We start from the raw sequence: 24,432 nt of genomic DNA, 5'->3' as shown, positions 1-24,432 counted from the left end.
TTGGCTAACTCAAAGATACTCTAAAACTGCTACCAATGACATTTACAATTGCTGTTTATACTATTATTACAAAAGAGAAAAACTAACTTGGAAATAAAAGAGGACACCTATGACGGTAAAAACTGTTTATTTGGTATCCTCTAGATGGGGTAAGAACCAATTATGAAATTAATCAATAATCTTGTTTGAGAGTCAAGAAATGAAAAAGAAGCTTCCCAAAAGTTCAGTGAACCTTTGAGAAGCCTCGATTTATATCTTCATTTAAGCATAGCATTCTCATCTTACTCAAAACCCTTATATGTCAAGGGTATCTACATGGCAATAAATTTTTCGCAAAAAGTGATGTTTAGGTGATGAGTTATTTTTTATCATAACGTACTAAGACGTAGTTCATAAAAATACTGCACAATTGGATGCTTTAGCTTCATCTTCTCAGTCATGTTTAAAATTCGTTTTTTTCCTACCCGTCGGTCCACCAAAGCTAGAATATTCAATAGGATATCATTGCTCTCAAGGCTTTCCTCTATAGAAGTGGATAAAAACTTATTAGCTACATCAATAAAATTTGATTTACTTAATGATGACTGTGCTGCAAAAAACTCTTTTGCAACTTTGGATAATTTTCTACCCCTAGCCATTACTTGTAGACGATCCTCAGGAACGATCCCCTTGGTTTCCTTTCTTACGGCTTCAATTTCCTCATTGTTGATAGGAATTTGGATATCAGAATCATTCTTAATTTCCAGCTCCGTCTGGTACCATCTGATAAAGGTAGTTCTGTCACTCATATTGAGTACATTCTTTTTATCTACTGCAATATAACAATTTCCTGCTTTATCAGGTAAATAACGGTAGCTTGTTGCATGGTATTCAACCCTTCCATATAATGCAGGACAGAGAAAACTCTCCAGATTTTGCTTCAATTTGTTCCAGGTCATGTAGTTCTCCTTAACTTTTATGTTATATATACTTATTGAGGCTGTCGTTCTATTATCTATAATACAATAACCAACACATCGAACATTAACATCAAAGCTTCAAATACTTCTGTATAAACTTCCCTTTTAACTTTGCTAATATGTTCGATTTGGTGAGAGTCATATCTATTAGATCAGTAGGAAATGTTGTAAGCATTTCATAGCCATCCTTGGTTACGCGAATGGTATCGAGTGTCGATATCCGCCTACCCCTTCAATATAAATGGCTGATGTAAGTTCAAGAGAAACCCATCTGATTTTGTGAAGAGTTGGGGCATTTCTTTCCGAAATTCTTTATTGCACTCGACAATTTTCCTTTTACCTTGGCAGGGGAGAGTCTTATAGATCAACACATGCAGCTGTTTCAACCAAACGTTTGATTAGTATAGCCTATACTGAAATTAGTCGAATGGCTGTCGTTTAGTGGCAAGTTTGGTTCGGATGCTATTTATATCCTATTTTCATTTCATTTTTCAACAATTTATTTATGTATCTGGTGGGCCTGGCGCTTATTTATCAAGGGCTGTTGCCATTTTTAATTAAACGTTTGATTAAAAGGGAAACTTGTGGAAAATGGGCGAGGTTTGTTAGTTCATTGAATGGATTTGAACGATGCTTACAAAAAATCATTGATAGATATAAACTAGAGTAATATTATATGTGCTAATTGAATAATCTTGGTGATTAGTCATATATTTTAATTTAAAAAGATCTTTACTTTACAATTTGTTTGAAGGAGGGATCATTAAGGATGGGCGTAGGTTATTTAACCGTACAATCCCGCACGGCCGATGATGCGTTACCATTAGAAGGAGTACGAGTGAGAATCAGGAATCAAGAAGGTAAAATACTTTATGAGCTAACGACGGATCGGAATGGAGAAACTAAACCAATTTCCTTAGAAACAGTAGATAGAAAATTTTCATTGGATCCAAGCTACACAGGAAACCCATATTCTTCTTATATTCTAGATGCAGAAAAGGAAGGATATAATTCCTTACGTATTGCTGACGTTCATATTTTTGATGGTGAGAAAGCCATTCAACCATTAGTATTGATTCCAATGAAAGCGGGTCAAAGGTTTCCTATCAAGCAGAAGCTCATTATTGGAAGGCATGCTATCCAAATGACAGAACCCCGAAATCAACCAGGCCCAACCTTTGAACCATTTATCCTTCGACAAGTCATTATTCCAAATCCAATTACTGTACACCTTGGTACGCCTACCTCATCTGCTTCTAACGTACAGGTGCCCTTCATCGATTATGTTAAAAATGCTGCAAGCAGCGAAATTTATTCAACGTGGCCACAGGCGTCGCTGGAGGCAAATATTTATGCCATTATCACATTTGCTTTAAATAGGGTGTTTACTCAATGGTACAGAAGCCGGGGATTTAATTTTGATATCACAAACAGTACCGCCTACGACCAATATTTTGTATATGGCGGCACTATTTATGAATCGATTAGCAACATTGTAGATAAAATCTTTAACCAATATGTTCGAAGAGAAGGCCAAATCGCACCATTTTTTACGGGTTTCTGCAATGGTACGACCGCTACTTGCAATGGACTATCCCAATGGGGCACGGTAGACTTAGCTAATAAAGGGATGTCATATATGCAGATTTTGCGCTATTACTATCCAGATGATATTGAAATATCACAAACCAATATCATTACTGGAATCGTTACAGGATTCCCAGGTAACAATCTTCAATTGGGCAGTACAGGACTAGACGTGCAACAGATACAAAACAATTTGAACAGGATTAGGCAAAACTATCCTGCTATTCCACTCATCACCGATGAAGCTGGTAAATTTGGTGAAAGTACGAAAGCAGCGGTCATGAAATTCCAGAGTGTTTTTAATTTGACTTCCGATGGTATTGTTGGATTAACAACTTGGTATAAAATTTCTTATATTTACGTTGCAGTGGCAAAGCTCGCCAGTCTTGAAAGTGAAGGGACTAACTTGGGTATTGGAACAGTCCCACCCAGCTCAGTTCTTCAGATGGGCTCAACAGGTGTCGATGTCATCACGTTGCAATATATTCTAAGTGTTATCAGTGAGTTTTACCCCACTGTTCCCGATTCGACACCGGATGGTATTTTTGGAAGCGAAACGGCGAACGCTGTTATAGCATTTCAGAAGACTGTTGGCTTAACAGGAAACGGGATCGTAAATGCATCAACCTGGAATGCACTATATGATTCCTATTGGGGCATCAGAAATAATGTTGCAACTAAGTATACCGTTCAGTCAGGGGATACTCTTTGGTTACTGGCACAGAGGTTTAATACTACCGTTGCTGCGATTAAAACATTAAATACCCTCACAACTGATCTCCTCTATATTGGACAAACGTTGAAAATTCCCGGTAGATTTATTATCTATACTGTTCAGTCAGGAGATACACTTTGGTCACTTGCACAGAGATTTAATACCACCGTCAATGCAATTAAGATTACAAATAACCTGAGTGGCGACATCCTAATGATTGGGCAGACATTGTTTATCCAGCAATAACGTTTCTCATGACTCTATAAACAGTTAGAAATAAAAAAAATATACTAAGGCACGGTCCTTATTCAATACAGCTTTGTTAATATGTTTCAAGATAACGGAAGTAGTATGGCTTATTTGTCAACCATAAAAGACGCCTCCACCAATGAGTTATTGGCTTATCATGTTTCTGATCGTATCACGTTGGATATCGCGACTAAAACCATTCATAAATTAATGAATAACAAGAAAATTAGTTTACATTCTGAAGCATTTATTCATTCAGATCAAGGAAGTCATTACCCAAGTCCAAGATATCAAAAATTATTAACGGAGGACGTGTTTCTTGAAGGCTTACTGAACATCTTTTCTGATATTGAAGGAAAAAACATTTCCAGGCGAACAACAGAAGCACGAAGAAGATATCCTGCAAAAAAGCTAGAATATGAGAAAGTGAAAGAAACAAAACAATATCTGCAAGATCCGAATAAGAAAAAAGGTGTTGGACCAGTATTTCTTAGTTCTATTAGAGATTTCAACCATCGATGAACTTGCCGAGCTACTCAACCGCTTTTTGAAAATACCAAAGCGCCCTGCACGGTAGGAAAAAAATGAAAAAGAGGTTTCCCACAAGTTTGCACAACTCATGAGAAACCTCTAATGTTAGGAGAGAAATGTTAGCATTTCACTCTCCTCTAACCTTAAACCCTTATACATCAAGGGGTTTGGGCGATGATTACATCATGCCGCCCATTCATTTTTATATATAATAGAAAGAAATAATGTTTAAAAAAGGGCTCTAAATCAACATTTATTAAAAATTCGACTTAATAATTTTAAATGCAATATAAAACATCGGAGGACAAACCGGAGGACACATTTAGATGTAGAAATGTATTCAGCCCTTCTCAATTGAGTGGGGCTTTTTCCTCTCGCAATTTTTCTTCAACTAACGCTAACCTTTAGTGATCGCCCGATTACGCCGGTGCTTTTCTTCTGGGTCCACTTCCCTGCTTTTAACCGGGTTCTTTCTCACACGATTTAATAAATCTTCAAATTCTTCTCTGTGATCCACATGATTTTTTCCTGGTCTTCATCGGCCGACTTGATATCCTGAGTTTCTTCCATTGGATTATGCTGCAGCCTTTGATTTTTTTGAGCCCAGGAATAAAAACTGCGTAAAGCATTCAACCGACGATTAATCGTCGTGATGGCCAAAGGCTTTCCATCGTTTGGGTGTAACATACCATTGATCCATTTTCTTACATCTGTTGACGTCACAAATTCATTTGGTTTTATACGTAAATCATTCATAAAAATAAGGATATCATTCCGATAGGAAATAATGGTTTTCGGAGATTTATCCTGTTTTTCAAGATTGGTAATATATTCATCTAGCACTCTTTCCACTGCTTAACTTATATGCCGAGTTTAGCACCCTGAAAATCACATAAAATCGGGGTTAAAAACAACCTTATTCGATGAGTATAACATAGGTTTTGGGTGGTTTGAACGTGTATAATGCATATTATATGCTTAGTTTAACAGATAAGATATCTAACATGGTACGGAGTATTTGGAAATCTTAAAGAGTTGTAAGTTTAGCGGAACAAACTCAAAGTGCTGAACAACGGATTCGTAAGCAGGTAGATTTTGAAAATAAATAGGCTCATTTATTCTTTGGCTTGTCTTCTCAAGAACAAAATAAATATTTATCTAAATCATTCAAGCGTCGTTTAAGAAAAGGTGATCTGAATGCTTCCTGAATACTTTAGAACTGAGGACATTCCTTCTTTCTTAGTAAGGAAAGTGGATTCCCCGGCATGGTTGGAACTCCAAATGTTGGCTACCCTGCTGACCCGTTTAATATTAATGATGATTGTTTACCATTTCAGGATCAGGCTTAATGCCTAGTCTTTTTTATCTATTAATCTGCCAATTTTAGGCATATAATTAAGTTGTAATATACAAATATATAAATAGGGGGAAAGGAAAGTGAAAAGTGTAGGAAGATTTTTAAAGAAAAGATGGAAGTATATATTAACGGCAGTTATTGCTATATGGATTGGTAGTGCTGGCGGCCCATCGCAGAGTGATTTAGATCAAGTTAATGCAAAAGTAAAGTCTTTACAAAAGCAATTAACTACTAAAACAGAAACCGTAGCCAGTTTAAAATCGGATAAGAGTGATTTGCAATCGGAAAATAAAGACTTGCAAGCTAAAGTAGATGAAGCCGCTCCATGGTTTAAAATGAGTGATGAGCAAAAGAAAAAACAAGAGGCTGAGGCGAAAGCGGCTGAAGATAAGCGTATAGCTGATGAAAAGGCAGCTAAAGAAAAGGCAGATGCCGAAGCTAAAGCTAAGGCAGATGCCGAAGCAAAGAAGAAAGCTCAAGAAGAAGCAGCAGCTAAGGCGGCAGCCGATGCGGAAGCAAAGAAACAGGAAGCCCTTGATAATGCATCTGTTTCACAAAATAATGCAATCCGTGCAGCTCAAGACTATCTTGAATATACAGCTTTCTCAAAATCTGGATTGATTAAGCAATTAGAATACGAAAAATATTCTGCCGCAGATGCTCAATTCGCTGTTGAAAACATAGAAGTTGATTGGAGAGAGCAAGCTGTCAAAGCAGCCAAGAATTATCTTGACTTTTCATCGTTCTCTAGGAGCGGTTTGATTCAGCAATTAACCTATGAAGGTCACAGTCAAGCAGATGCAGAGTATGCAGCTACGCAAGTGGGACTATAACATGAAAAAGATTCTATAATATTATATCAATTAACATGGATATAATATTAGTGTTCGAAACTCCTTTGGACATATAAATGACCTCGATTCTTAAATGATCCCCAACTACTAGATCGAGGTTCTTTTTGATTTAAGATTGACTTCCTTAAGTACGGGTATTTAACACGTAAAAGGGATTACCCCCCCCAACAATTCTCCGCGTGGCTTATCTTTTGATAAGTCATTTTTTTATATAAAATCACTGTGCGTTAAAACAAACAAAACCCACTGATACCAACGTTTTGTAGGGATAAGCTATTGGGATAAAATGGGATATGGAACTTTTTTTAACATTGGAAATGGACCCGAGATCACTCAGTCCCTATATCTCAAAATGTCATTCGTATTTTCAAGACATCCCGAAAATGTTTTTATGACCTTTTAGGACTACAATAACGTTGATTTTATAGGGAGTACATAACTATCCCGAAAGGTGTACCTTTTGAAACAGAAAGCTTATAGAATACAACACTTATGAAAACTGGAATGTCCATACTGAGACAACACTCATAGGATACACCTCGTCATTGATTATCCTTTTTGAACTACATCAGAACTTTACTACAGGTTTCATCACTTTACCGCACTAAAAAATACCATTTATTTGAATCGTGTCGGAAACTTACCGAATGCCAGTTTGTGAATGAGAGTGGTCTTTTATTACATCCAACCCACAACAAACCAATGCTTTTTAATTCAATCGTAGCACAACACAACAGTCGGTTAACCATCACTATCAATGGAAATGTGTAAATCAAAAAAGACATCCAACTTTCTGGATGTCTAAACAATCAATATAAAAAATTAAAGATTATAATACCTCTATTGGTTCTTTTTCAAATGGATTATTATTTATTTTCTCATCAACTTCTTCAATATCTTCTATTTCCTCTTCATTCTCTTCAAAATCTTTATTCGAATCATCTATTTTAATCGTTTGGGTATGCTCACTATGTAATGATAAGACCTTTTCCTTTAAATTACTTATAGTTAACTCGATAGAACTATAATCTTTTTCAATCAATTGCCTTACTTCTAATTCAGAAATTTGTATTAAATCAAGTTTGAAATCTAATTCAGGGAATTTATCGTTTACATAGGTTGTAACGGTTGTCTCTATTTCGGCAGCATTTGTAAGATTATAAGGACAAAGATAGATATAGAGAAACTTTTTGACTTTTCCTTCTGTTATTTCGGATTTAATATCCCTTCTTAGATTGTATCCATCGAACATATTCCTAACTTTATAAAAAATATCTCTGTCGTTATTATTCAATGATAACGAACAACCTAAAACAAAATCCTCTGTAGAAAATTTTATTGAAGATTCTCTTAAATGGTTACTTATATTCAATTGTAAATTTCTTCTCATTCTTTCATGAATCCCCATCACTAAGTCTAAATAATTTAAAGAGGTATACTGTTGAGTTGTAGGAATACCCCTAACAATTGTTACGTTTTTAGAAACAATAGATAATAAATCTTTTTCAATAACATCTTTTTGTATTAATTGCTCTAGATAAAATTGATTAACACCTTTGGAAAAATCTGAATCTCTAATATCTTGTTTTAATACTATATCTATTCTAAATAAACCTTGCGTTGAAAATGAGATAAAGCATTCTAAAGGAGTTCCAAACAAATTTCTGCAGATATTAACATGTTCTGTATTTTCGTTTAACTCTACTACCCTTCCTCTTTGATTTATCATTTTATATCCTTTTTGTGAATATAGCTTTCTTACCACTTGCACTAAGTTAAATTCCTTATCTATTATAATCCCCGTCATTGTCATAATTGAACTTTTGGAGTCTGTTTCAACAGTACGAAGTATTTCAATTGAACTTTCAGCATCAAGCTTTTGTATTCTATCATTGCTATGTGCATTATGTTCTCTAACAAAACTTGTAACAAAATCTAAAAAATTCGCCCTTTTCTTGGCAATTTAAAAGGTATTGCCGAACATGGCTATATGTAATGTCCTCAACATTAACTACTTGGTTCTCAATGCAATAATAAACAAATTTTCCTAAAAGCATTTCATAGTTTTTGATATTAGTTTTGGTCGTATTCTTGAAACGTCTGTCATCCAAAAAGTCTTGATACGCAAATTTTAACAACACAAAAAACCACTCCCTAATTTTTATAGGAAGTGGTTATTGTTATTGATATAAATTATTTACATGACTACTTCTCAAAATGGAGGAAAAATAGCTATAACTATTTTTCTGATGTATGGCTCAAAAGCCTTACATCATGCCGCCCATTCCACCCATACCGCCCATGTCAGGCATACCCATGCCGCCTGCACCAGCTGGTTCTGGTTTGTCAGCAACAACCGCTTCAGTTGTTAAGAACATTGCTGCAACAGATGCAGCGTTTTGAAGTGCTGAACGTGTAACCTTAGTTGGGTCAACGATTCCAGCGTCGATCATGTTTACCCATTCGCCGGATGCTGCGTTGAAGCCTGTGCCTACTGTTTCGCGCTTTAAGCGGTCAACGATGACAGATCCTTCAAGACCAGCATTTTGAGCGATGGTGCGAACTGGTTCTTCCATCGCACGTAATACGATGTTGATACCTGTAGCAACATCACCTTCAGCTTCAACAGCAGCCACTTTGCTGTATACGTTAAGAAGGGCTACACCACCACCGGATACGATACCTTCTTCAACAGCAGCACGAGTTGCGTTCAAAGCGTCTTCGATGCGTAGTTTGCGCTCTTTTAATTCAGTTTCAGTTGCAGCACCAACTTTGATGACTGCTACACCGCCAGCTAATTTAGCTAAGCGCTCTTGTAATTTTTCACGGTCAAATTCAGAAGTTGTATCGTCTAATTGAACGCGGATTTGGTTTACACGTGCTTGAATTTCAGCAGTTTCGCCAGCACCTTCAACGATTGTTGTGTTTTCTTTAGTCACAACAACTTTAGTAGCACGACCTAAAGAAGTGATAGTTGTTGTTTTTAATTCACGGCCAAGTTCTTCAGTAATCACTTCACCGCCAGTTAAGGCAGCGATATCTTCAAGCATTGCTTTACGACGGTCACCGAAGCCAGGAGCTTTAACAGCAACTGCATTGAATGTTCCGCGAAGTTTGTTCAATACCAAAGTAGAAAGTGCTTCACCTTCGATATCTTCAGCGATTAATAATAATGGCTTGCTTTGTTGTACCACTTGCTCAAGAACAGGAAGGATTTCTTGAATGCTAGAAATCTTCTTATCTGTAATTAAGATATATGGATTTTCTAATACAGCTTCCATTTTATCTGTGTTTGTTACCATGTAAGCAGAAGTGTAACCGCGGTCGAATTGCATACCTTCAACTACATCTAATTCAGTAGTGAAGCCTTTAGATTCTTCGATTGTGATAACACCGTCGTTGCCAACGCGCTCCATTGCTTCAGCGATTAATTGGCCTACTTCTTTGTCATCGGAAGAAATCGCAGCAACTTGAGCGATAGACTCTTTGCCTTCGATTTGTTTTGAAATAGCTTTTAATTCTTCAACTGCTACAGCAACTGCTTTTTCAATCCCTTTACGGATACCCATTGGGTTAGCGCCAGCTGTCACGTTCTTTAAGCCTTCGCGGATCATCGCTTGAGCAAGAACTGTTGCAGTTGTTGTACCGTCACCGGCAACATCATTTGTTTTGCTTGCTACTTCAGCAACAAGTTTCGCACCCATGTTTTCGAATGCATCTTCTAATTCGATTTCTTTTGCGATGGTTACACCGTCGTTTGTAATAAGCGGTGAACCAAATTTTTTCTCTAGAACCACGTTGCGTCCTTTAGGTCCAAGAGTTACTTTAACTGTATCTGCAAGTGTATCAACACCACGTAGCATTGCGCGGCGCGCGTCTTCACTAAATTTAATCTCTTTAGCCATTGTAAAAAACCTCCTCGTATTTTTTCATCTTTATTTTTTAAAAAATTTCCTTATTATGCGATGACAGCAAGGATATCATTTTCACGTAAAAGTAAATATTCTACGCCTTCGTACTTCACTTCAGTACCAGCGTATTTTGAGAAGATAATACGGTCGCCGACAGCAACTTCAAGTGCTACACGTTCTCCGCTTTCTAGGACGCGGCCAGTACCCACGGCAACAACTTTTCCTTCTTGAGGCTTTTCCTTCGCTGAATCCGGTAATACGATACCGCTTGCAGTTTTTTCTTCTGATTCAACAAGCTCAATGACAATGCGATCACCTAATGGTCTTAACAAATCAAACAACCTCCTCAAAGATATATGTAATTCTGACTTATTAGCACTCTCTGTGAATGAGTGCTAACACAATTATTATAATAATGAATCTGAAAATCTTTTGCAAGTATGAAGCATAAATTTTTACAAAAGAATTTTGCTTTTCTACAACCTTAATAAGTATGTGAAAAACTGATCTTTCTATACCTGCTTTTTTAAAAAGTTCTTCTAAATTGAAACAGTTGCAGTTTTATGAGTAAAATGAATAGTAATGACGTAAACATTCGAATATGAATCAATAGATATTGGTTAGAAGAAAAAGGAGACAGTAAAATTTGAAAAAGGAATATTGGATTGTCATCATTGTTTATATTGCTATGCAGCTTTCTAGTCTTGTCGGGCTCCCTATAATGATGTCCAGCTTTAAAGCGGGAGGAATCAGCCCAAGTCTCGCTGTACCTGTTTGGCTAATTGCCAGTTTTTCTATTGCCCTCCTTATCATTCTGTTTATTTTACGGAAGGAAATGAACACCAAAAACTTTGAAAACAGGGGCGGTTCCTCTTACGGCACCTCGTTCATGTGGGCCATTTTTGGGGTTTTTCTAGCATACTTTGCACAAATTTGCGCTGCATGGATTGAAAGACTTTTGGGCATTGATATGGGTTCTGAGAACACCCAGAATATTCTACGCATCATTGATTTGATGCCGGCAGCTATTATTGTGACGAGTATCATCGGACCTATTTTAGAAGAAATAGTATTTCGAAAGATTATTTTCGGTGCGCTTCATAAGCGCTTTAACTTTTTTATTTCGGCACTGATTAGTTCAGTCATCTTTGCCGCAGCGCATACGGAGTTCCAGCATATTCTTCTGTATTCAGCCATGGGCTTTACCTTCGCTTTTCTCTATGTCAAAACCAAGCATATTTTGGTACCGATTTTTGCCCATGTTACGATGAATACCTTGGTTGTCTTGGTTCAGACTGTTTACAAAGACGATCTTGAACGACTGCAACGTGAGGCTGAGACGCTTCAAAACTTTATCGGAGGATTCCTATGAAACGTTCACCCTTGTTTTCCGGATTAATCTACTTCCTGCTTGGTGCAGTATTTACTTACTTTGCGATTGATGATGTACGAGCCAATGGCTGGGGCTTCTTTAGCTACCTTCTCGTTTTATTAGCAACATTTGATTTTGGCTCTGGGTTAAAAATGATGATGTTTCATTTTAAATTCAAGAAAAAGTCGAAGAAGAAATAAAGAACAGGATCCCGGTTTTCAGCTCGGGATCCTTTTTTAAAAGTATTCTTAATTTATTTGCGAATATGAGCCGTTTATTTGCGAATCTACTGCATTTGTTTGCGAAACATGCTAGTTTGTTTGCGAAACCATCCAGTTTATTTGCGAAACCCAAAATACTCCCCTTTTTTCAAACGTAGATCGATCCTATTTCGAAACTTCCCCTTTATTCATCACCATTCGCTCTTTCCCTAAAATGAAGATAAATAGGAACGCTAAGCCCGCTGGAACGAGTGCCCAGGTAAAGGTGTGAACGATGGAACTCGAAAGGGCATCTGTGATTTTATCCAAGATTGGTGCTGGGATCTGTGCTCTTGCCTGCTCCGATAACAATTCACGTGAATCCCCCTTTGGCATGGGTCCCATGCCTGAGAAGGCCTTTTCCAGCCCATGCTTTAAATCAGTCCTTTGGATCATCCCAAAAATTGTCACACCGACGGTCATCCCAAAGGAACGAATAAAGTTACTTGTTGAGGTGGCAGAACCCCGTTGCTCCATGCCAAACGGATGAATCGCCGCCATGCTTAAAACAGAAAATGAGAACCCAACACCTAACCCAATTACGACCATATAGACGGTCAACAAGGCCCGGCTTGTATCCGGCGTGATGGTACTTAACAACAATAAGCCACCAATCAAAATCAGACCTGACAAGAACATGATGTTCCGGTAACTCATTTTTGTCGTTAAAAATCCGCCGACCTGCGCCGTCACAACCGAACCTACCATCATTGGCAATAAGATCAGACCCGAATTGGTGGCACTGCCGCCGTATACACCTTGCACAAATATCGGGATATAAACAGTCGCCGCCATAAACGCCGCTCCGTAAAATAAGCCGACAAGTGTACTTCCAGCAAACAGTTGATTTTTAAACATCGAAAATGAAATGATCGGATCCTTTGCCTTTGTCTCAACAAATAAGAAGAGGAGAAAAAGGACGGCAAATCCGGTGAATAAACTTAAAATGACGGTGGAATCCCAAGCATATTTCTGTCCACCGAGTTCAAGGGCAAACATGAGACAAACAACCGCTCCAATTAATGTCACTGCTCCCCACCAATCAATCGATTGCTTTTGGTGGATCGGAGATTCTTTATAGGAGATGACAATAAAAATCAGTGACAAAATCCCGAGTGGCAAGTTAATATAGAAAATCCAATGCCAGCTGATATGGTCAGTAATATAGGCCCCCAGCAATGGACCAAAAATGCTCGATAGGCCAAATACGGCCCCAAACAGTCCGCCCATTTTCCCGCGCTTTTCAGGAGGAAAGAGGTCAAACATAATCGTAAAGGCAATCGGTACAAGTGCGCCGCCGCCAACACCCTGAATCGCACGGTAAATACTTAATTGGGTGATGGTCTCTGCTGTCCCACACAGCGCAGAACCTGCCATAAATAAAATTAATCCAAAAATAAAAAACCGTTTCCGTCCGTACATATCAGATAACTTACCGAAAATCGGCATCCCTGCCATTTCCGCAACCATATAGGCGGAAACAACCCAGACAAAGCTCTCCAACCCGCCAAGGTCCCCAACAATCGTCCCCATCGCGGTAACGACGATTGTGTTATCCATCGATGCCATCAAAATCCCCAGTAATAACCCTGCAACAACCAACCCTAATTTACTTTCTTTAGCCGTCATAGCTCCTCCTCTATATTTTTTCAGACATTTTGACAGTTGAATTCTTATCCTGGATAAATTCTGTTGAGTACTCTACCCGGCCAATTTGACAACCTGAACCAATTTTGACCAGCTTTCCCCTCACAACATCCGCCTTTGTATTTTCTAGAAACACTTCATCGCCTTCAACCACCTTCGCAACCAGCGATCCTTCATCCTTTACAAACGGGAGAAGTGACGTTTTTCTTTTAACCGTGATTTTCTCGCCACCAATTTCTTCTGCCGTACTTTCGCCAAAACGCAAGCCGATAGTTACAGCTCCGGCATTGAGGAGACCTTTGATTTCGAACCCGCCGCTTAAATCAAATTTCTCATACTCGACGTCTCCTCCCACGGAAATACTGCCCTTAATATTTGCCGTTTCACCATAGAGCCGATCCCCTACCTCAAGCGTGCCGAGGATCTTCATCTTTTCCAAGCTGGCTCTCCCGTCAATCGACAGCGTCCCCATCACAAGCATGTTACCGGATTCCATATTCCCTTTTACTTCCGCTTCTCCGAGCACTTTAACGGATCCTGCTTTCACATCGGCCAGTGCCTCACTTGTACCATAGATATGAAACGACGAACAATCGACCGCATTTTCAATCGTCCCTTCCCCGCGAATACTTACCTTGTCGTAGCGTCCGCCTGGATAATTGCCCGAACCATTTATCATCAGATTTTGACCCTTTGTCATTTCTGTTTCCCCCTTTTAAACCTTTCTGGACTCTTTTACAATGGCCTTTTTATCAACCGATAGCTCACCCGTATATTCAACGAGACCAATCTCACATTTTGCCCCAATGGTGATTTGGTTGCCGCGAACCACTGCAGCCTTCGTGTTTTCTAGTTCAATTTTGTCCCCTTCGATTAAATCCGTTTCCAGCTGTGTTTGAATAAGGGGTTTAAATAATCCCATTAAGGCAGGTTTTTGTTTAATAAGAATCGTTTGCCCGCCAATTTCCTTTGCCTTACATTCTCCAAAGATCTTAATATCCACCTGATCCGCATTTAAAAGACCGCCAATCATAAATAGTGATTCTGCTTTAAACGTTTCGGCTTCACAATCTCCTTCTACTATAAGCCTGCCTTTAACCCTGATTTCCTCGGCCTTTACCCTTCCGCCGACAGTGGTTTTTCCTGCTACCTTAAAGTTTTCCACATAAAGGTTTTCGCCAATTTTCGCCGTTCCATCTACTATTAATTTCTTACATTCAAGATTTCCTTTAATTTTCCCAGTCCCATTCACCTTCGCACTGTTCGTTTTAACATTGCCATTGACCGTCCCCGAACCATTACAGTCAAATTCTACACACTCTAAGTCGTTAGTAACGGTTCCTTTTCCATTGATAATCACTTTATGAAATTCCCCGCCATTTGCTGACCCAAAGCCGTTAATACTTAGGTCTCCCCTTTTTTTCATATCCATGTTCATTCTCCTTTATAGTAAGTTCGCCTTCATTTCTTCCATGGATTTCACAAGTGAAAGCTGAACAACGACTTTCGTTCCCTGTTCAAACTTTACTTCCTCTGCATTAATGAATAAAAAACAGGAGGAGACCCCAAGCTTTCTCGTCAGCACGATTTCCCCATTCTTTTGTTTGATTAATCCCCTGTGATCTTTTAAGACCTGAAGCAGCATCTTTCCTTCATCCAAATTTATTTGGCCCGATTGAAGTAGTTTTTCTAAGACGAAAACTTCCAGTATTCTCGAAAAATCAAAATGCGAACCACCCTTTTCATTTTCCAAATAAACATTCATAACCGCCCCTGAAACAATGTTACGTTTTACTAGTTCTTCATTCGTGAAATGTAACTCTGTTACGTTAGGTGAAAACATGTCTGCTAATTCATCGAGGGAAAGATTCTCTTTCATCGTCTGAATCTTATCTATTCGTTCTAAGATCTTTTCTTTTGGAAAAAAGGTTTCCTGCCCGGTAAACGTGGATTTCCGAATAAACCAATCCTCAGGAATTAAATCCTTCCGCTTCCAGCGATACAGCTGTCCGTACGATATCCCGGCCATATCCAATAAGTCCTTTTTCGAAATTAATTCCTCACTCATTGTTCATAACCCCTTTCTATATTTTATAATGTAACATAACACTGTTACGCTTGTAAAGTCATAAAAAAAGACTTCCCACCTTTTTCAGTGAAAAGCCCTTACACATTTTATTCTTCCATTTCCTCTATTTCGCCTGTCGGATAATGCTTTAAAAAGTAAACCAATGATTGCAGTTCAACTGCCAGGTCAATATGATGGACCCGTATGGATGGAGGAACATTTAATCTTGCTGGTGTGAAATTTAAGATCCCCTTCACATTGGCACCCACAAGCCGGTCCGTGATCATCTGTGCTACTGGAGCTGGAACCGTTAGAATCGCAACCGAAATTTGTTCCTCCACTAACACCTTCTCCAACTCATCCATATGAAAAACGGGAACCTCGCGAATCATCGTCCCCATTTTGGCCGTATCGACATCGAAGGCACATGATATTTTTGTATTATTATTTTTTAAAAAGTTATAGTTTAAAAAGGCTGTTCCAAGATTACCAACCCCAATTAACGCAACCTTTGTCAATTCATCTTGGTCGAGGGTTTTCCGGAAGAACGTTAATAAGTAATTAACATTGTACCCATAGCCCTTTTTTCCCAAAGCGCCAAAATAGGAAAAGTCGCGGCGGATCGTTGCTGAGTCCACCTTAACCGCTTCACTTAATTCTGCTGATGAAACCCGTTGTTTGCCGGAACTATGCAAATTTTTCAAAAATCGATAATAGAGGGGCAGCCGCTTGGCTGTCGCCTGTGGTATTTTCATCGTTTCATTACTCATTTCTCCCACACCCCTTTGAATTTTAGTAAACGATCATCTTACTTGTTCTATTCGCTTAAAATCACCATTTTTCCCGCCAGTTTTCTCTACTAAGTAGGTTGGCCCAATGACCATTCCTTTATCGACGGCTTTACACATATCATAGACGGTTAACGCACAAGCAGATGCCGCTGTGAGCGCTTCCATCTCCACACCCGTATTTCCCTTTGTTTTAACCGCAGCAGCAATATGTAATTGAACTTGATCTTGCTCGGCCTTTTCCCATGAGAACGAGATATTTACCCCTGTTAATGGGATCGGGTGACACATCGGAATCAGATCCCATGTTTTTTTAGCCGCCATAACCCCCGCCACCTGGGCTACCGCTAATACATCGCCTTTTTTCATTTCATGATTGTTTATTTTATCAAATATTTCTTTGCTTACCGTTATACTGGAATGGGCAAGAGCGGTCCGTGCCGTTTCTGGTTTATCACTGACATCGACCATTTTTGCTCTGCCTTCTTCATTAAAATGAGTAAATTCAGCCATAAAAAATAATCCTCCTACAAAAAAATAATACACTATTTTTGCTTCAATTTGTGTGAAACTTTGAACTAATTATTACATTTTTTGTCGAATTGAGAATTCATCCGCTTGATAGTAGGTGCTTTATTGCCCACATTCCCTTTATACGTTACACTATTTATATGTAAGAGGTGAATAATGATGATTTTACTGCAGGTAAATCAATTACAAAAATATTATGGTGCTGACCTTATTTTATCGAATATAAAGCTGGAATTACAAACGCGGGACCGTGTGGCTCTTGTTGGCCGCAATGGTGCAGGAAAATCGACATTACTGAAGATTATTGCCGGGCACTTGTCACATGATGGCGGCGAGATTATCAAGCCAAAGGAAGTGACCATCGGCTATTTAGCGCAGAATACCGGCCTTGAGTCCAATTTGTCGATTTGGGAAGAAATGCTGACCGTTTTTGAATTGCTCCGTACAATGGAAAAGTCACTCCGCAAGCTTGAAGAGCAAATGGCTGATCCTCATATTTATGAAAACACAGTAAAGTACGAACGAATTATGAAGGACTATGATCAGCTTCAGGTCGAATTTAAGGAACAGGGTGGGTATCAATATGAGGCCGATATCCGTTCCGTCCTTCATGGATTAAACTTTCTCGACAATTCTCTGATGATTTCTAGTTTAAGTGGCGGACAGAAAACTCGCCTTGCCCTCGGGAAACTCCTATTAACGAGACCCGACATCTTAATTTTGGACGAGCCTACGAACCATCTCGATATTGATACCCTCTCATGGCTCGAACAATATTTACAAAGCTATGATGGCGCGATTCTAATCGTCTCCCATGACCGCTATTTTTTAGATAAAGTCGTTACACAGGTCTACGAGGTATCTCGAAAACAAATCGCGAGGTTTACGGGCAATTATAGTGCTTACCTTGACCAAAAAGCGGCCAATTATGAGCGAGACATGAAGGTATTTGAAAAACAGCAGCAGGAAGTCGCCAATCTGCAGGATTTTATCCAAAAAAATTTAGCGCGCGCTTCAACGACAAAGCGAGCGCAAAGCCGGCGGAAAAAGCTTGAAAAGATGGAGATCATGGACCGGCCGCTTGGAGATGAAAAGTCTGCTACCTTCGCTTTTGGTATTGAAAAACAAAGCGGGAATGACGTTTTAATGGTAGACTCGCTTGCTGTTGGCTATGATGGTGAAAAGATTTCGGAGTCCATTTCCTTTCGTGCCTACAGAGGAGAAAGCATTGCCCTTGTTGGCCCTAATGGGATTGGGAAATCAACACTGTTAAAAACTATTATTAAGAAGCTGCCGGCATTATCGGGAACGGTCCAGTATGGGACAAACCTTTCAATTGGCTATTATGACCAGGAACAGGCAGTATTAACCTCTAATAAGCGTGTCTTAAATGAACTCTGGGATGACTATCCGTTAAAACCCGAAAAAGAGATACGGACGGTTTTGGGGAACTTCCTTTTTTCCGGTGATGATGTGTTAAAAATTGTTTCCACTTTAAGTGGCGGTGAGAAAGCCCGTCTGGCTCTCGCTAAGCTCATGTTAGAGAAAGCGAACGTATTAATATTGGACGAGCCAACCAACCACCTTGATTTGGATAGCAAAGAAGTTCTCGAAAATGCCCTAATTGATTACCCTGGAACGATTTTATTCGTTTCACATGACAGGTATTTCATTAATCGGATTGCAACGAAGGTGTTAGAACTTAGCCGTCATGGCAGCGTAGAGTTTCTTGGCGATTATGACTATTATCTGGAAAAGAAATTGGAACAAGAAGAACTGGCGGCACTAGCACTGGCTGCCACAGGTAAAGCTGCAGCTGAAAAGGAAGCTTTTGAGAAAAATAGTTATCAACAGGATAAGGAAAGTAAGAAACTTGAGCGGCAGCGTAAAAGAAAGCTAGAAGAGACGGAACTGCGGATTGAGGAGCTTGAGGAACAAATTCAAGGCTACGAGCAGCAATTATGTAACCCTGAAGTCTTTCAGAATCATGAATTGGTCTTAGAAATCAATGTTAATAACGAAAAGGCTAAAGCAGAACTAGAGCAATTAATGGAAGAATGGGCTGAGTTAGCCGATTAACCTGTAAAACCGGGCCGGTGGGATCGCCCGGTTTTTTCGTTTATAATATTTATCGACAAATTATCAGCAAGTATCGACAAAATCTCCAAGGATTTTTATAAAATATCCACTTTTCCACAGTATTATTCACATTTAAAATTGTTTAATCCTAGGGGGTTTTTAAGCTTTTCCACATTATCCACAGTAAACACTGTTTTTATCCACATTATCAACAGTATACACAGGGTTATCCACAATTTGATGATAATTTACTGTATTTTTTAAAAACTTTATCCACATTTATCTGCTGTTCCGTCTTTTTTTCATTAATGAGCGCCAGTGGATCTATCAAAAAAAAACTCTTCTTATTCAGAAGAGCTACTCGTTATACAACTCAATATCAAGACCAGGAATGGCATTTAGCGCTAAATCTGCTCTGATTCCTTTTTCAAACATGATACTTCCAGCGGCAGCTATCATCGCCGCATTGTCTGTGCATAATGATAAAGGCGGGATAACTAGTTCGATACCCGGTTTTTCAGAAAAGCTTTTTTCTAAAGCATTCCGTAATCCTTTATTGGCGGCTACTCCACCGGCAACCAGAACCTGTTCGACCCCGTACTCGGCTACAGCTTTCTCTGTCTTTTTCACAAGCACCTCTATCACACTTGCTTGAAAGCTGGCTGCCAGATCTTCTGGGGCGATCGTCTCACCACGCTGCTCCGCGTTATGAACCGTATTAATGACAGCTGATTTTAACCCACTGAAGCTAAAGTCGTAGGAGCCTTCCTCAAGCCACGCCCTTGGCAAATCAATTGTTGGAGTCCCCTCCTGCGCTAAACGATCAATATGCGGCCCGCCCGGATACGGCATATTCAATGTCCTTGCAACCTTATCGTAGGCTTCACCTGCTGCGTCGTCCCTCGTCTCACCAATCACTTCAAAGTGACCATGCTCTTTCATATACACTAGCTCTGTATGGCCGCCTGAAACGACTAATGCTAAGAGTGGAAATCTTAACTCTGTGATCAGCCTGTTTGCATAAATATGCCCCGCGATATGATGGACGGGTACTAGCGGCTTATTATGAGCAAAGGCAAGTGTCTTCGCTGCATTTACCCCAATCAATAGCGCTCCTACTAACCCCGGCCCTTCCGTTACCGCTATAGCATCAATTTCCCCAAAGGTTACATTCGCCTGATTTAAAGCCTCTTCAATCACAAGAGTTATTTGCTCAACATGATGACGCGAAGCGATTTCAGGCACCACCCCGCCAAAGCGTTTATGACTTTCAATTTGTGAAGCTACTACATTTGCAACAATCTCGCGGCCATTTTTAATAATAGCGACTGCCGTCTCATCACAGCTAGTTTCAATTCCTAGTATTAATAAATCCTTTTTCATAATTTCACCCACATTATCTGTGCATCTTCCTGATTATCAGAATAATAATTTTTTCGGATGCCGCCATTTTCGAACCCCAGCTTACGGTAAAGGGATTGTGCCACATGATTTGTTACTCTCACTTCAAGTGTCATAGTTCTTGCACCCATTTCTCTCGATACCGACATTAACTTGCTCATTAATGCCTCCCCTAGCTTTTTACCTCTATATTCCGGCAAAATGGCCACATTCGTTACATGTGCTTCATCGATAACAACCCATGTCCCGCAATATCCGATAATTTTATGATCATTCTCAATGACGATATAAACAGCAAATTTATTAGTATGTAATTCATTATAAAATGCTTCCCGGCTCCATGGAGTGGTAAAGGAAGCCTGCTCCACTTCTACTACCTGGTCAATATCCTCTTCCCTCATATAACGAAAAACATAAGAATCTACCATATTTCTCTATCCCTATCCATTTAAAATTTTCCCTTTTGCTTCTAACCATTTCTGTTCCGCCTCCGCTAGACGGATATAATTGGGAACAAAGGAATGGATGTCTTCTCCCGATTTTTGCCTGCCCAATAATGCCAGTTCCGACGGACGTGGATTGTGTTCCGTTTCGCTGGCAATCACAGCTTGCGATCCTACTACTTCTACTATCTTCGTTCGATGAAGCGACAGGTCATTTCCAACAAATAAAATGGGTTCATTAAAATCTGCTAATTTAGCTGCCCACTCATCTATCATAACCAACTGATCCTGCTCCACTGCTGTCAGCACTCCATCCTGATAGCGATATAGTGCCGTATAGACTTGTCCCCTTCTAGCATCGACAATGGGTGCCACAAAGCCATTAAAGTACCGCCCAGCTCCTGCAGCCAAAATTTCTAAGCTTGAGATTCCGACAAGCGGTATATTTAAGGTCCACGCTAGTGTTTTCGCAATCGTAACACCAATTCTCACACCAGTATACGACCCTGGCCCCTTTGCCACAACAATCTTCGTTAGATCAGCCGGAACCTTTTCGCAATCCTCCATTAACCTCTGAATGGCCGGCATCACGCGGACGGAGTGATTCTTCTTTATATTCGTAATATATTCACCAAGCACTTGATTATCATCTAAAAGCGCTACCCCTAATGGATTATTAGAAGTATCAATCGCCAGTATGGTCATCTAAAAATCTCCTTACATAATTGCTCATATCTTTTACCTTTTGGTGCTAACACGATTCTCCGTTCCTCTTGACCTTCATGATACAGGTAAATCGTTAATAGTTCAGAAGGAAGTTGCTCTTCAATTAAGTGTGCCCATTCCACTACTGTAACTCCATCACCTTCAAAGTATTCATCAAATCCCAAGTCTTCCGGAGCATCTGCCAGCCGATAGACATCCATATGATACAGTGGCAGCTTTCCTTTATATTCTTTAATGATGGTAAATGTCGGGCTATTCACCGTTCTTTTTATCTCTAGACCCTTAGCCAGACCTTTCGTAAAGGTTGTTTTTCCAGCACCTAAATCACCCTCAAGGGCTAGGACATCACCCGGATGTAAGAAATGTGCAAGCATTGCTGCAAATTGTGAAGTCTCCTCAGAATCTGCCGTTTTTAATTCAAATTGATCCATTTAATCACCTTTATACTTTATCATAATGTTTGTCTATCTACATATTACCCTTATTTTTATGTAAAAAAAACCTTAGGATTGCTCCTAAGGGGATTAAATTACCTTTTCTGAACTAGCAGCTTAATCATTATCAATAAAGAACGCATAAAAAAAGACGAAACCCTGTTCCGACTTGATTTAAATAACTATTAAGACGGTCTGGACGGGACTCGAACCCGCGACCTCCTGCGTGACAGGCAGGCATTCTAACCAACTGAACTACCAGACCAATTGCGGGGACAGGATTTGAACCTGCGACCTTCGGGTTATGAGCCCGACGAGCTACCAGACTGCTCCACCCCGCGACAATAAAAATGTTCATTTTGTTATAAATAAACAGCCTGGCAACGTCCTACTCTCACAGGGGCGCATGCCCCAACTACCATCGGCGCTGAGAAGCTTAACTTCCGTGTTCGGTATGGGAACGGGTGTGACCTTCTCGCCATTGTTACCAGACTATTTTACTTGAGGAATCATTCCCTCAAAACTAGATAATGCAGAAGAAGTTTGTAAAAATCAAGTTCGCTTTTAAAATTTGTCTAGCTCCAGCGTCCAGCAACTAGTGTCCTTCGGTCTTTTCCCTACGATAAGTCAACATCGAATCGCTAACGCTCTTCGTGTTTCCTTTATCTCAGTCAAAGCCCTCCAGGCCATACGTTGCTAACCGGCCGCTTCCGCTTTTCTATTTGGTTAAGTCCTCGAACGATTAGTATCAGTCAGCTCCACATGTCGCCACGCTTCCACCTCTGACCTATCAACCTGATCATCTTTCAGGGTTCTTACTAGCTTAGAGCTATGGGAAATCTCATCTTGAGGGGGGCTTCATGCTTAGATGCTTTCAGCACTTATCCCGTCCGCACATAGCTACCCAGCGATGCCCTTGGCAGAACAACTGGTACACCAGCGGTGCGTCCATCCCGGTCCTCTCGTACTAAGGACAGCTCCTCTCAAATTTCCTGCGCCCACGACGGATAGGGACCGAACTGTCTCACGACGTTCTGAACCCAGCTCGCGTACCGCTTTAATGGGCGAACAGCCCAACCCTTGGGACCGACTACAGCCCCAGGATGCGATGAGCCGACATCGAGGTGCCAAACCTCCCCGTCGATGTGGACTCTTGGGGGAGATAAGCCTGTTATCCCCGGGGTAGCTTTTATCCGTTGAGCGATGGCCCTTCCATGCGGAACCACCGGATCACTAAGCCCGACTTTCGTCCCTGCTCGACTTGTAGGTCTCGCAGTCAAGCTCCCTTGTGCCTTTACACTCTACGAATGATTTCCAACCATTCTGAGGGAACCTTTGGGCGCCTCCGTTACTCTTTAGGAGGCGACCGCCCCAGTCAAACTGCCCACCTGACACTGTCTCCCACCCCGATAAGGGGTGCGGGTTAGAATTTCAATACAGCCAGGGTAGTATCCCACCGACGCCTCCACCGAAGCTAGCGCTCCGGCTTCTCAGGCTCCTACCTATCCTGTACAAGCTGTACCAAAATTCAATATCAGGCTACAGTAAAGCTCCACGGGGTCTTTCCGTCCTGTCGCGGGTAACCTGCATCTTCACAGGTACTATAATTTCACCGAGTCTCTCGTTGAGACAGTGCCCAGATCGTTACGCCTTTCGTGCGGGTCGGAACTTACCCGACAAGGAATTTCGCTACCTTAGGACCGTTATAGTTACGGCCGCCGTTTACTGGGGCTTCGATTCAGAGCTTCGCTTGCGCTAACCCCTCCTCTTAACCTTCCAGCACCGGGCAGGCGTCAGCCCCTATACTTCGCCTTGCGGCTTCGCAGAGACCTGTGTTTTTGCTAAACAGTCGCCTGGGCCTATTCACTGCGGCTCTTCAGGGCTATGAACCCTAAAGAGCACCCCTTCTCCCGAAGTTACGGGGTCATTTTGCCGAGTTCCTTAACGAGAGTTCTCTCGCTCACCTTAGGATTCTCTCCTCGCCTACCTGTGTCGGTTTGCGGTACGGGCACCTTTTATCTCGCTAGAGGCTTTTCTTGGCAGTGTGGAATCAGGAACTTCGGTACTATATTTCCCTCGGTATCACAGCTCAAGCATTGTGAGAAGCGGATTTTCCTACTTCTCGCTCTAACTGCTTACACGCACATATCCAACAGTGCGCTTACCCTATCCTCCTGCGTCCCCCCATCACTCAAACGATAAAGAGGTGGTACAGGAATATCAACCTGTTGTCCATCGCCTACGCCTTTCGGCCTCGGCTTAGGTCCCGACTAACCCTGAGCGGACGAGCCTTCCTCAGGAAACCTTAGGCATTCGGTGGATGAGATTCTCACTCATCTTTCGCTACTCATACCGGCATTCTCACTTCTAAGCGCTCCACCAGTCCTTACGGTCTAGCTTCAACGCCCTTAGAACGCTCTCCTACCACTGACACCTTCTGGTGTCAATCCACAGCTTCGGTGATACGTTTAGCCCCGGTACATTTTCGGCGCAGAGTCACTCGACCAGTGAGCTATTACG

General features: G+C 40.6%; 21 protein-coding genes, 2 tRNA genes and 2 rRNA genes (1 of these 25 running past the window's edge). 6 read left to right on the top strand and 19 right to left on the bottom strand.

Annotated elements, in window-relative coordinates; genetic code table 11:
• Positions 1-368: 368 nt before the first annotated feature.
• The gene (locus RCG19_RS11305; protein WP_308110849.1) at positions 369-938 is read right to left on the bottom strand and encodes an SF0329 family protein; all 570 of its coding nucleotides are present in this window, start codon (positions 936-938) and stop codon (positions 369-371) included.
• Between the two features lie 790 nt (positions 939-1,728).
• On the opposite strand from RCG19_RS11305, the gene RCG19_RS11300 reads away from it, so the two are divergent.
• Together RCG19_RS11300 and RCG19_RS23730 are read left to right on the top strand one after the other, a co-directional pair.
• On the top strand, positions 1,729-3,507 hold the full coding sequence (locus tag RCG19_RS11300; protein WP_308110848.1) for a LysM peptidoglycan-binding domain-containing protein: 1,779 nt from the start codon (positions 1,729-1,731) through the stop codon (positions 3,505-3,507).
• A 105-nt stretch (positions 3,508-3,612) separates the two neighbouring features.
• Entirely contained in the window at positions 3,613-4,032 is a 420-nt protein-coding gene (locus RCG19_RS23730) for a hypothetical protein (RefSeq protein ID WP_374049597.1), read from the top strand.
• 492 nt (positions 4,033-4,524) lie between these two features.
• Here the strand turns inward: RCG19_RS23730 and RCG19_RS11290 are convergent, their stop codons facing one another.
• A complete protein-coding gene (locus RCG19_RS11290; RefSeq protein ID WP_308110847.1) occupies positions 4,525-4,884 on the bottom strand; it encodes a site-specific integrase in 360 nt (119 codons plus the stop codon).
• Positions 4,885-5,478: 594 nt separating this feature from the next.
• Here RCG19_RS11290 and RCG19_RS11285 point away from each other — a divergent pair.
• Positions 5,479-6,231, top strand: coding sequence for an Ltp family lipoprotein (locus tag RCG19_RS11285; protein ID WP_308110846.1), 753 nt, complete (start codon positions 5,479-5,481; stop codon positions 6,229-6,231).
• A gap of 850 nt (positions 6,232-7,081) precedes the next feature.
• Here the strand turns inward: RCG19_RS11285 and RCG19_RS11280 are convergent.
• The 3 genes from RCG19_RS11280 to groES form a co-directional block, all read right to left on the bottom strand.
• On the bottom strand, positions 7,082-8,065 hold the full coding sequence (locus RCG19_RS11280) for a hypothetical protein (protein WP_308110845.1): 984 nt from the start codon (positions 8,063-8,065) through the stop codon (positions 7,082-7,084).
• A gap of 454 nt (positions 8,066-8,519) precedes the next feature.
• Positions 8,520-10,157, bottom strand: a complete 1,638-nt coding sequence (groL, locus tag RCG19_RS11275; RefSeq protein WP_308110844.1) for a chaperonin GroEL — start codon at positions 10,155-10,157, stop codon at positions 8,520-8,522.
• A gap of 53 nt (positions 10,158-10,210) precedes the next feature.
• A complete protein-coding gene (gene groES, locus RCG19_RS11270) occupies positions 10,211-10,495 on the bottom strand; it encodes a co-chaperone GroES (RefSeq protein ID WP_007083327.1) in 285 nt (94 codons plus the stop codon).
• 314 nt (positions 10,496-10,809) lie between these two features.
• On the opposite strand from groES, the gene RCG19_RS11265 reads away from it, so the two are divergent.
• Positions 10,810-11,535, top strand: a complete 726-nt coding sequence (locus RCG19_RS11265; RefSeq protein WP_308110843.1) for a CPBP family intramembrane glutamic endopeptidase — start codon at positions 10,810-10,812, stop codon at positions 11,533-11,535.
• On the top strand, positions 11,532-11,735 hold the full coding sequence (locus tag RCG19_RS11260) for a YdiK family protein (protein ID WP_308110842.1): 204 nt from the start codon (positions 11,532-11,534) through the stop codon (positions 11,733-11,735). The genes RCG19_RS11265 and RCG19_RS11260 overlap by 4 nt, the downstream gene beginning before the upstream one ends.
• Before the next feature lie 186 nt (positions 11,736-11,921).
• Here the strand turns inward: RCG19_RS11260 and RCG19_RS11255 are convergent, their stop codons facing one another.
• From RCG19_RS11255 to moaC, 6 genes are all read right to left on the bottom strand, one after another.
• Positions 11,922-13,424 carry an MDR family MFS transporter gene (locus RCG19_RS11255; protein WP_308110841.1) on the bottom strand — a complete coding sequence of 501 codons (1,503 nt, stop codon included), beginning with the start codon at positions 13,422-13,424 and terminating at the stop codon, positions 11,922-11,924.
• A 10-nt stretch (positions 13,425-13,434) separates the two neighbouring features.
• Positions 13,435-14,142 (bottom strand): cytoplasmic protein, encoded by a 708-nt coding sequence (locus RCG19_RS11250; protein ID WP_308110840.1) that lies wholly within the window; start codon positions 14,140-14,142, stop codon positions 13,435-13,437.
• 15 nt (positions 14,143-14,157) lie between these two features.
• On the bottom strand, positions 14,158-14,874 hold the full coding sequence (locus RCG19_RS11245) for a polymer-forming cytoskeletal protein (protein ID WP_308110838.1): 717 nt from the start codon (positions 14,872-14,874) through the stop codon (positions 14,158-14,160).
• Positions 14,875-14,886: 12 nt separating this feature from the next.
• On the bottom strand, positions 14,887-15,510 hold the full coding sequence (locus tag RCG19_RS11240) for a YhbD family protein (protein WP_308110837.1): 624 nt from the start codon (positions 15,508-15,510) through the stop codon (positions 14,887-14,889).
• Positions 15,511-15,617: 107 nt separating this feature from the next.
• A complete protein-coding gene (locus RCG19_RS11235; RefSeq protein ID WP_308110836.1) occupies positions 15,618-16,280 on the bottom strand; it encodes a redox-sensing transcriptional repressor Rex in 663 nt (220 codons plus the stop codon).
• A 33-nt stretch (positions 16,281-16,313) separates the two neighbouring features.
• Complete coding sequence (gene moaC / locus RCG19_RS11230) at positions 16,314-16,811, bottom strand: cyclic pyranopterin monophosphate synthase MoaC (protein ID WP_166246697.1); 498 nt, start codon at positions 16,809-16,811, stop codon at positions 16,314-16,316.
• A gap of 177 nt (positions 16,812-16,988) precedes the next feature.
• On the opposite strand from moaC, the gene RCG19_RS11225 reads away from it, so the two are divergent.
• The gene (locus tag RCG19_RS11225; protein WP_308110975.1) at positions 16,989-18,908 is read left to right on the top strand and encodes an ABC-F family ATP-binding cassette domain-containing protein; all 1,920 of its coding nucleotides are present in this window, start codon (positions 16,989-16,991) and stop codon (positions 18,906-18,908) included.
• Between the two features lie 357 nt (positions 18,909-19,265).
• On the opposite strand, the gene tsaD is transcribed toward RCG19_RS11225, so the two are convergent.
• The 8 genes from tsaD to RCG19_RS11185 all read right to left on the bottom strand — a co-directional run.
• Positions 19,266-20,291 (bottom strand): tRNA (adenosine(37)-N6)-threonylcarbamoyltransferase complex transferase subunit TsaD, encoded by a 1,026-nt coding sequence (gene tsaD, locus RCG19_RS11220; protein ID WP_308110835.1) that lies wholly within the window; start codon positions 20,289-20,291, stop codon positions 19,266-19,268.
• A complete protein-coding gene (rimI, locus tag RCG19_RS11215) occupies positions 20,288-20,737 on the bottom strand; it encodes a ribosomal protein S18-alanine N-acetyltransferase (protein ID WP_308110834.1) in 450 nt (149 codons plus the stop codon). The genes tsaD and rimI overlap by 4 nt, the downstream gene beginning before the upstream one ends.
• A 12-nt stretch (positions 20,738-20,749) precedes the next feature.
• Positions 20,750-21,457: a tRNA (adenosine(37)-N6)-threonylcarbamoyltransferase complex dimerization subunit type 1 TsaB gene (tsaB, locus tag RCG19_RS11210; RefSeq protein ID WP_308110833.1), complete on the bottom strand. Its 708-nt coding sequence runs from the start codon at positions 21,455-21,457 to the stop codon at positions 20,750-20,752.
• On the bottom strand, positions 21,454-21,909 hold the full coding sequence (gene tsaE, locus RCG19_RS11205) for a tRNA (adenosine(37)-N6)-threonylcarbamoyltransferase complex ATPase subunit type 1 TsaE (RefSeq protein ID WP_308110832.1): 456 nt from the start codon (positions 21,907-21,909) through the stop codon (positions 21,454-21,456). The genes tsaB and tsaE overlap by 4 nt, the downstream gene beginning before the upstream one ends.
• 194 nt (positions 21,910-22,103) lie before the next feature.
• A tRNA-Asp gene (locus RCG19_RS11200) sits at positions 22,104-22,177 on the bottom strand.
• A 2-nt stretch (positions 22,178-22,179) separates the two neighbouring features.
• Positions 22,180-22,253, bottom strand: a tRNA-Met gene (locus RCG19_RS11195).
• Positions 22,254-22,287: 34 nt separating this feature from the next.
• A 5S ribosomal RNA gene (gene rrf, locus RCG19_RS11190) occupies positions 22,288-22,404 on the bottom strand.
• A gap of 230 nt (positions 22,405-22,634) precedes the next feature.
• Positions 22,635-24,432, bottom strand: a 23S ribosomal RNA gene (locus tag RCG19_RS11185); it runs 1,140 nt beyond the window's last position.

Source organism: Neobacillus sp. OS1-2 (genome assembly GCF_030915505.1).
GTDB lineage: Bacteria > Bacillota > Bacilli > Bacillales > Cytobacillaceae > Neobacillus.
This window is presented reverse-complemented; position numbering and strand designations above follow the sequence as displayed.